The sequence below is a fragment of the Mucilaginibacter sp. genome, from assembly GCF_025362475.1.
Taxonomy (GTDB): Bacteria; Bacteroidota; Bacteroidia; order Sphingobacteriales; family Sphingobacteriaceae; genus Mucilaginibacter.
On the sequence record NZ_JANYGH010000040.1, the window covers coordinates 69,347 to 77,915 of the forward strand.

8 protein-coding genes are annotated in these 8,569 nt (G+C 40.4%); 4 read left to right on the forward strand and 4 right to left on the reverse strand.

Annotated features, from left to right (window positions below; translation table 11 throughout):
• Window positions 1–2 precede the first annotated feature (2 nt).
• Both Q0R88_RS13925 and Q0R88_RS13930 read right to left on the reverse strand, forming a co-directional pair.
• Window positions 3–965 carry a hypothetical protein gene (locus Q0R88_RS13925; protein WP_295717029.1) on the reverse strand — a complete coding sequence of 321 codons (963 nt, stop codon included), beginning with the start codon at window positions 963–965 and terminating at the stop codon, window positions 3–5.
• Window positions 962–1,789, reverse strand: a complete 828-nt coding sequence (locus tag Q0R88_RS13930) for a carboxypeptidase-like regulatory domain-containing protein (RefSeq protein WP_295717031.1) — start codon at window positions 1,787–1,789, stop codon at window positions 962–964. The genes Q0R88_RS13925 and Q0R88_RS13930 overlap by 4 nt, the downstream gene beginning before the upstream one ends.
• A gap of 264 nt (window positions 1,790–2,053) precedes the next feature.
• Here Q0R88_RS13930 and rnr point away from each other — a divergent pair, with 264 nt between their 5' ends.
• From rnr to Q0R88_RS13950, 4 genes are all read left to right on the forward strand, one after another.
• Entirely contained in the window at window positions 2,054–4,189 is a 2,136-nt protein-coding gene (rnr, locus tag Q0R88_RS13935; protein WP_295717034.1) for a ribonuclease R, read from the forward strand.
• 55 nt (window positions 4,190–4,244) lie between these two features.
• Window positions 4,245–5,219 (forward strand): polyprenyl synthetase family protein, encoded by a 975-nt coding sequence (locus tag Q0R88_RS13940; RefSeq protein WP_295717036.1) that lies wholly within the window; start codon window positions 4,245–4,247, stop codon window positions 5,217–5,219.
• A 13-nt stretch (window positions 5,220–5,232) separates the two neighbouring features.
• Window positions 5,233–5,631, forward strand: coding sequence for an energy transducer TonB (locus Q0R88_RS13945; RefSeq protein ID WP_295717038.1), 399 nt, complete (start codon window positions 5,233–5,235; stop codon window positions 5,629–5,631).
• 62 nt (window positions 5,632–5,693) lie between these two features.
• On the forward strand, window positions 5,694–7,286 hold the full coding sequence (locus Q0R88_RS13950) for a M1 family metallopeptidase (protein ID WP_295717040.1): 1,593 nt from the start codon (window positions 5,694–5,696) through the stop codon (window positions 7,284–7,286).
• 517 nt (window positions 7,287–7,803) lie between these two features.
• Here Q0R88_RS13950 and rpmA read toward each other — a convergent pair.
• The gene (gene rpmA / locus Q0R88_RS13955; RefSeq protein WP_295717042.1) at window positions 7,804–8,172 is read right to left on the reverse strand and encodes a 50S ribosomal protein L27; all 369 of its coding nucleotides are present in this window, start codon (window positions 8,170–8,172) and stop codon (window positions 7,804–7,806) included.
• Between the two features lie 50 nt (window positions 8,173–8,222).
• Window positions 8,223–8,531 (reverse strand): 50S ribosomal protein L21, encoded by a 309-nt coding sequence (gene rplU / locus Q0R88_RS13960; protein ID WP_295717044.1) that lies wholly within the window; start codon window positions 8,529–8,531, stop codon window positions 8,223–8,225.
• Window positions 8,532–8,569 lie beyond the last annotated feature (38 nt).

Here is an 8,569-nt window from a genome sequence, read left to right on the forward strand (position 1 = left end):
TATTAGTTTTTTAACCTACTCAGAAATTGTTTTACACGTAGCTCCATAGCATTAAGCTGATCTGTAATACCAGGAACCTGTGCCTCTATCTGTGATTGAATTTCCTTTTTAACCTTGTCCTTATCCTTATCGGGTACCTGGTTTTGAAAATATTTATTGATCTGATTTTTCAGGTCATTTAAAGGGACGATCTGATTTTTTCCAATACCATAAATTAACGAATCAGCTATACCTTCAAATGTTTTTTGGAGTGATGGGTCGTCCCAGTAATCACCTATTTTTTTTGAATAAGTAGGATAATTGATATATAATTTCTCAAACGCCTGGTTGAACCCGCTTTGTGTTTGCGCGTATTGAGTAAGCGCGTTGATATTAACGAAGGCATATACCCCTATAAATTTAAAAGCAATCATTAAACTTTGTGCCTGTAGGATATAATTTTGCAGGGCACCGCTAATCTCGGGGTAAAACAGATCAATACCATCCTGCCTTTCCCGGGCCATTCTGAGATCATCATTGCTATAACCTGCTTTTTTAAGATTGGCAGCTATGGAATCAATTTTTACTTGTAACGCTTTTGTTTCGGATTGCCCTTTTTTGGCCGCGTCTTTTAATTGGGCCAATGTTGCCAGGTAACTTTTGATCTGGTCGTTTGACTGAAAACCTTCCAGAACAATCTGCGTCAATAATAATGGATCTTTAGGTACCAGTACCCTTCCACCCGTTGGATACGAAATGATGTAATTTTTGTCAGACGGCTGAACTGTAAGCTGGTTGGCGCTGCTGCTTATAGCGGTTGAAAACACGCCCGAATCGTCTGTTGTTGCCGGTTTCCCGTTTATAATTATCGTATAGTTTTTAAGCACTGAGTTGTTGGCCAATAGTTGGCCCTTAAAAACTGTAGTTTGGCTATAACCGCTAAACCCAGGCACACATAAGCTTAATATGCAGACGATCGCTTTCATAACTCTTTCAACTGAAGGGTAAGCGGTATTTTTGATGAAAAAATCTGCGTGTTGTTATAACGCAACTTTTTTTCACGGTAAACCCTTACGGGAAACTCGGTGCCATCTTTTACCGGTAAGATAAAACGGAAATTGCCTAAATTATCGGCACTGGTTTTATATAGCCCATTAGCCAATACGATCAACACATTCGGCACAGGTTGACCTTGCATATCTACTACCAGGCCACTTATAGTTAAGGATTCAGCTTGTTTTTTAAGATGCACCTCAATAGGCGTACGCCCGTCAATAGGAATAGTTACCTGTTGGCTTTGCCGGTAATAACCAATCACGGCGGGAGTAACAGAAATGGTTTTGCCTAACAGATTGGTGGGCAGCTCGGTAAAGGTTACAACACCATTTTCGATCCTTGCAGAATCTGGTTTGTTGAACAAAACCTTCAAAACACCACCGTTTACCAGCTCATTTTTGCTTTCATCACCAAAAACTATGAACTTGATATTAAATGAGTCGGCTTGTGGAGAAAGCTTTAGGCCGAAATATATGATAAGGCAAAAAATCACTGCAGGTCCGCCAAGTTCTAACGTGCCATTATTTACATTGCCGCTATATTTTGCATGCGCTTTTAAGGCTCCAAATAAAAAACCTGATGCTATTAAGGCCACAAATACCAGTAAAAAAAAATAAACCTGCGGACTTAAATTTGCAGCTTTATTGCTAAAGATCATTAGTATTACAGCGGCGGCCACAAACAACACGAAGCCCAACCCGGTTATAATAACCCAACTTAAAGGTGAAACAGTTTTATTGGTTTCGACTGACATTGTAAGTAATAGGCTGTGTATTATAAAGTTAGATATATTTTTCTATTTATATAATACAAATTACTGATTTCCAATTATGAGTGCCTGACAAAGTCAAAAAGCAAATGAGGACGCCAAAGGCTGACGGTTATTCACACTTCAGAGTTTGTACGCTTTCAGGCATAAACAAACCCGCTAACAATAGTGGGCTGCCAAATCATATCCTCCCTGTTAGCCCCGCCTCCCAAACGCCGAAATTCCGTATCTTTGATCAAATACTTCTGTATGTCTAAAAAGAAAAATAATTCTTCTATAGTTCAGGTACTTACACAAATGGTACTTGATATATTTGAACAAAACGGTAATACCCCACTAAACTACAAACAGGTTTCTGCTAAATTAAACGTTCGCGATCCCGAATCGCGCGAGATTATATTTGATATTTTAAAGGATGAGGCCCAAAAATCAGTCCTTAAAGAAATTGCTCCGGGCAAATTCCAGTTGCTTGAATTAAAAACATTTATTGAAGGCCGGGTTGACCTCACCAACGATGGATCGGCTTTTATTGTTACCGATGATGAATTTGAAAGCGACATTTTTGTTGCACCACGCAAACTCCGTAATGCCTTACATGGCGATAGAGTTAAAGTTTACGTATACGCCATAAGCAAGGGTAAGCGCAAAGAAGGCGAGATCATAGAAATACTGCAGCGTGCCAAAATGGAATTTACGGGAATTGTAAAGCTATCAGAACGCTTTGCTTTTTTTATTCCGGATGACCGCAAAATGATGCATGACATTTTTATCCCGATGAGTGAGCTTAACGGAGCCAAAAACGGAATAAAAGCTGTGGCAGAAATAACCGACTGGCCCGCCGAAGCAAAAAATCCAATTGGCCGGATAAAACATATTTTGGGTGCACAGGGTGAGAATGACACCGAAATGAATGCCATCCTTGCCGAATATGGCTTCCCTCTTTCATTCCCGGCAGAGGTTGAGCATGAATCTGAAGAAATAGGTGATATTATCACCAAAGACGAAATTGCAAGAAGGAGAGATTTCAGGGATATCACAACCTTCACTATTGATCCGTTTGATGCTAAGGATTTTGATGATGCTTTATCTTACAAATTACTCGAAAACGGCAACTACGAAGTAGGTGTTCACATTGCCGATGTTTCGCACTATATCGCGCCCGAATCTGCTTTGGATAAGGAAGCGCTGGAGCGTGCAACGTCTGTTTACCTTGTAGATAGGGTTATACCGATGCTGCCGGAACGCCTGTCAAACGGGTTATGCTCTTTACGCCCCAAGGAAGAAAAGCTTTGTTTTTCGGCGGTATTTGAATTGGACGAGAATGCCTACATTATCAATGAATGGTATGGTAAAACCATCATCTACTCAGACAGGCGCTTTACTTATGAAGAGGTTCAGGAAGTTATTGAAACCGAGCAAGGTGATTTTAAAGATGAAATATTAAAACTAAACGCGTTGGCGTATAAGCTACGTGATCGTAAGTTTAAGAATGGCGCCATCAGCTTTGAAACTACCGAGGTTAAATTCAAACTTGATGCAACAGGCAAACCCACCGGCGTATATGTAAAAGAACGTAAGGATGCACATAAGCTCATAGAAGATTTTATGTTACTGGCTAACCGTAAAGTGGCCGAGTATGTAAATAAGATGGGTAAAGGAAAGCATAAATACACTTTTGTCTACCGTACACACGATTCGCCCAAACCAGATGCGTTGGCAAACTTTGCGCAATTTGCAGCAAGGTTTGGATATAAAATAAATACCAAATCGGATAAAGAAACGGCCAAATCTCTCAACTTCCTGATGGAAGACGTGGAAGGCAAAAAGGAGCAGAATGTACTTACACATTTGGCTATCCGTTCAATGGCAAAGGCAATTTATACTACAAAAACCAGCAGTCATTACGGTTTGGCATTTGATCATTATACGCACTTCACCTCTCCTATCCGCCGGTACCCGGATGTTATGGTTCACCGTTTGCTTTTCCATTATTTAAATGGCGGGCAATCTGCCAATGCAGAGCATTACGAAAAACTATGCAGCCATAGCTCGCTAATGGAGAAAAAGGCGGCTGATGCGGAACGCTCTTCAGTTAAATATAAACAGGCCGAATACCTGCGCGACCAGGTTGGAAACATGTTTACGGGTATTATTTCGGGTGTTACAGAATGGGGCATGTATGTAGAGATAATAGAAAATAAATGCGAAGGTATGATCCGTTTACGTGATATATCTGATGATTTTTATACTTTGGACGAGAAAAATTATTGTATCATAGGTCAGCGTAAAAAGAAAATCTACCAACTGGGTGATGAAGTAAAGATCAGGGTTAAAAATGTTGATCTCACCAAAAAACAAATTGATTTTTCGTTAGTACAGGACTAAGTTGATGGGTTGATTAATTTAACTTAATCAGCCTGGTCAACCACACAACAAAAAAATGAAACAACTTACAGACCTACAGGTATTGATTAGTAAAGCTGTAGACGCGCTAAAATTCCCTGACTCTCCTGCCGAACTCTATGAACCAATAAGCTATATATTGGATCTGGGTGGTAAGCGCCTTCGCCCCAGCCTGCTTTTGATGGCTTGTGACCTTTTTGGGGGCGATGTAGATAAAGCTATTGAGCCGGCCCTGGCAATAGAGGTATTCCATAACTTCACGCTGATGCATGATGATATAATGGATAAAGCGCCACTTCGCCGTGGCAAAAAAACCGTGCACGAAAAATGGAACGCCAATGTGGCCATTCTATCCGGCGATGCCATGATGGTAGAGGCCAACAAGCTGATGATGAAGGTTGATGATGCCATTTTACGCCGGGTGATGGATGTATTTAATGAGACAGCCACAGGCGTATGTGAAGGTCAGCAGATTGACATGAGCTTTGAGCAGCGCAATAATGTACTTATTGACGAATACCTGGATATGATCAGGCTTAAAACCGCCGTATTATTAGGCGGAACGTTAAAAATAGGCGCCATTATAGGAGGAGCGTCCTTAAATGATGCTCAGTTACTTTATAGTTTTGGCGTTAACCTGGGCATCGCTTTCCAGTTACAGGATGATATCCTGGATGTGTATGGCGACCCTGAAAAGTTTGGCAAACAGGTTGGTGGTGATATCCTATCCAACAAAAAAACATACCTGCTCATCAAAGCGCTTGAACTGGCCCGGGATGAGCAAGCCGACAATCTTAACAGCTGGCTAAACCTGGAACAATTTGATGCTGCAGAAAAAGTATTAGCAGTAACAGCAATTTATAACCAATTGGATATAAGGCAATATGCTGAATATGCTATGCAAACCTATGCGGAAAAAGCTTTTGACGCGCTTGATCAGATCAACCTATCAGAAGACCGCCGCCAATACCTGAGACAGTTTGCAGATAGTTTGCTGGTGAGGGAGTATTAATTATATTTAAGGGATGAAAAGGATACTATTTATTATAATTGGAATAGTTGTTTGCCAATCTGCAAACGCACAATTTATTGACACCACAAAAACGACACATACAGAGAAGGTTATCCATTTTATAATGGATCCTGAATTTCCTGGTGGTCCGGATAAGATGAATCTTTGGATAAGTAATAATATCGAGTATCCTGAACAAGCAAAAAAAGACAAAATTAAAGGGAATGTAATAGTTACTTTTATCGTTTACGAAGACGGTAGCCTTAATGATATTAAAATAGTACAAAGTCTTTCTAAAGAAACCGACGAAGAAGCAATTCGAGTTGTGAGCCATATGCCAAAATGGAAACCAGGCATGAAAGATCGAAGGCTAATGAAATATCTGTATACTTTACCTGTGAAGTTTAAATAGCATAGTTAGTGAAGCTATTGCCGATAGTTTGCTGGTGAGAGAGTATTGATTATATTTAGGGTATGAATAGAATACTATTAACTATAATTGGAGTAATTGCTTTTGTTACTACAAACGCCCAAACCCTAACCTCCGGCGGTAAACTCAAACCCGAGCAAGCCATTATGGATGTAAGGCATTACACCATTGCTTTAAATGTTGACCCTGTTCAAAAAACCATTGACGGTTACACTACCATTGATGTGCTTATGGCGCAACCTACTCATGTATTGCTTTTTGATCTGTTAGATTCCTTACAGATCAGCAATGTGTTAGTCAATGGAAAAAAAGAGGCATATACTTATCAGAACAACCTCATCACCATAAACACAACAAAAGAGTTGCCTGCTGGTAAGGCAAGTATAAAAGTGATTTATGGCGGTAAGCCGCATGTGGCCGTTCGTCCACCCTGGGATGATGGCTTTATCTGGTCGAAAGATTCCACAGGGCACCAGTGGATGGCCATTACTGCCGAGGGAACGGGTGGCAAACTATATTTCCCCTGTAAAGATCATCCGTCTGATGAGCCTAATGAAGGCGTAGATATGATTATCACTGTTCCCAAAGACCTCGTAGTTGCAGGTCCGGGTTTATTACAAAAAGTCACAAAGCAAAACAACACCGCCACTTACCATTGGAAAACCAATTACAGCATCAATAATTACAGCATATTATTTAATGCCGGCGACTATAAAGTAGTGAGCAGACCATATAAAACCATTGATGGGCATATAGTCCCCATCCAGTTTTATGTATTAAATGAGGATGCGGCAAAGGCTAATCGTCACCTGGATATTTTTGAACGTACAATTCACATCCAGGAAAAATATTTTGGTGAGTACCCATGGGTTAAAGAAAAAATAGGAATAGTTGAAACACCCCATTTAGGCATGGAGCACCAAACCATGAATGCTTATGGCAATAAGTTCAGGTATTCGAAATTGGCCGGACAGGATTTTGACTGGCTGATGCACCATGAATTTGGCCACGAATGGTGGGGCAACAAAGTAACAGCCAAAGATTGGGCCGATTACTGGATTCACGAAGGGATCTGCACCTTTGGCGATGCTATGCCAATAAGGGAGCTGGAAGGCGAGCAAGCCTACATCAAACACTTTCAGCAGGCTGCATTAGCATTTGGTAATAAAATCCCCTTAGTAATAGGTAAAGATATTGATGAAGAAGCAGCCTACAACGGCGATATCTACGGCAAAGGAGCATTCTTTATGCACACGCTGAGGTATATCATGGGCGACACCGTCTTCTTCCCTACCCTGAAAGGTTTCGTAACTGATCCTAAATACACGTACAGCAACCTGGTAACCACTGCCGATGTACAGGAATATTTTAGTAAAGCGGCAGGTATTGATCTGAAACCATTGTTTGATTTATACATCTATTCTATCAATAAATTGGAAGTGCATGTAAAAGCACAACGCGGCGATAAGTATCTCATCCAACTTTTAAATATTGATATGCCCTTACCAATAGATATCACCGCTGATGGCGTTACAAAACGTTATATATTGGATAAAAAAGGAACAATCATTGTAAGCAAAACTATGCCGGCTATTGATCCGGATACTTATTATTTAAAGAAGCTGTTCTTAGAATAATCTTAGAGGCTGTCTAAAAATGATTTATGAAATATTTTTAGACTTCTAATGAAGCATATCCCCACGCTTCGTTGCGAGTTTTACTATCCGGGGAACACTGATAGGAAAATGACGTTTGAAAAGTTTGTCATCCTGAGTTTTGAAATCCGTTTTGGCCTCTGAAGGAAAAAATGACGTAACAAAAATGGTTGTCATCCTGAGCCTGTCGAAGGATAGCGGGCAGAGGCCTCTCCGCGCGAGTCTTCGACAGGCTCAGACTGACAGGTCCACGCGTCTCAAAATCCAATACGTCATGGGTAGGAACGAAGGATCTATTAGCAGACTGTATCGGGCGAATAACAGATCCTTCACTGCGTTCCAGGATGACAAAAGCTTCTTAGTAAATATGTCATAGGTAGGTACGAAATTTCGCGAAACCATCTGTTCGCGCCAAAATTCAATTGCCCAAAACAAATTAACCAAAAAAGCCCTGATCAAATTGACCAGGGCTTTTCTATATTCTTAAAGCGCTTGCTAATTACTCAGCTGCTGCTTCTGTATCTTCTTTTTTAGCTTTTGGAGCCGCTTTTTTTGCTTTTGGAGCTTCTTCGGCTGCAACTGGTGCAGGTGCTGCTACTTCAGCAACTTCTTCTGCAAAAGGAACAACAGAAACGTATGAACGGTTGTCAGCTTTCTTTCTGAAAACTACATGACCAGCAGTTAATGCAAATAATGTATGATCCCTGCCGATACCTACGTTAACGCCTGGGTTGTGTTTAGTACCACGTTGACGAACGATGATGTTACCTGCAATTGCTGGCTGACCACCGAAAATTTTGATACCTAAACGTTTGCTATGCGACTCGCGGCCGTTTCTGGAACTACCGGCCCCTTTTTTGTGTGCCATTTTTTAATATCTTTTATGGAATTGAAGAACAACTCCGGTTAAACTTTAAATTATAATGTAATACCGGTGATCTCGATCTTGGTAAATTGTTGACGGTGACCGTTTTTCTTTTTGTAACCTTTTCTTCTTTTCTTTTTGAAAATGATCACTTTATCACCCTTTAAATGAGACAAGATCTTAGCTGAAACTTTAGCACCTTTCAAATCAGAACCTAATTTGAATGAACCTTCATTTTCTGCTAACAATACACTGTCAAATTCAATACTAGCGCCTTCGTCACCTTGTAACCTGTGTACAAAGATCTGCTGGTCTTTTGCAACCTTGAATTGCTGTCCGGCTATACTTACTATTGCGTACATGTTTGTTAATTATTGTTTTAAAATTCGAGGTGCAAATA

Excerpts from the sequence above, each read along its gene's own strand:
- rnr (WP_295717034.1), top strand. The coding sequence starts at position 2,054 with ATGTCTAAAAAGAAAAATAATTCTTCTATAGTTCAGGTACTTACACAA.
- Q0R88_RS13930 (WP_295717031.1), bottom strand. The coding sequence starts at position 1,789 with ATGTCAGTCGAAACCAATAAAACTGTTTCACCTTTAAGTTGGGTTATT.
- Q0R88_RS13945 (WP_295717038.1), top strand. The coding sequence starts at position 5,233 with ATGAAAAGGATACTATTTATTATAATTGGAATAGTTGTTTGCCAATCT.
- rplU (WP_295717044.1), bottom strand. The coding sequence starts at position 8,531 with ATGTACGCAATAGTAAGTATAGCCGGACAGCAATTCAAGGTTGCAAAA.
- Q0R88_RS13950 (WP_295717040.1), top strand. The coding sequence starts at position 5,694 with ATGAATAGAATACTATTAACTATAATTGGAGTAATTGCTTTTGTTACT.
- Q0R88_RS13925 (WP_295717029.1), bottom strand. The coding sequence starts at position 965 with ATGAAAGCGATCGTCTGCATATTAAGCTTATGTGTGCCTGGGTTTAGC.
- Q0R88_RS13940 (WP_295717036.1), top strand. The coding sequence starts at position 4,245 with ATGAAACAACTTACAGACCTACAGGTATTGATTAGTAAAGCTGTAGAC.
- rpmA (WP_295717042.1), bottom strand. The coding sequence starts at position 8,172 with ATGGCACACAAAAAAGGGGCCGGTAGTTCCAGAAACGGCCGCGAGTCG.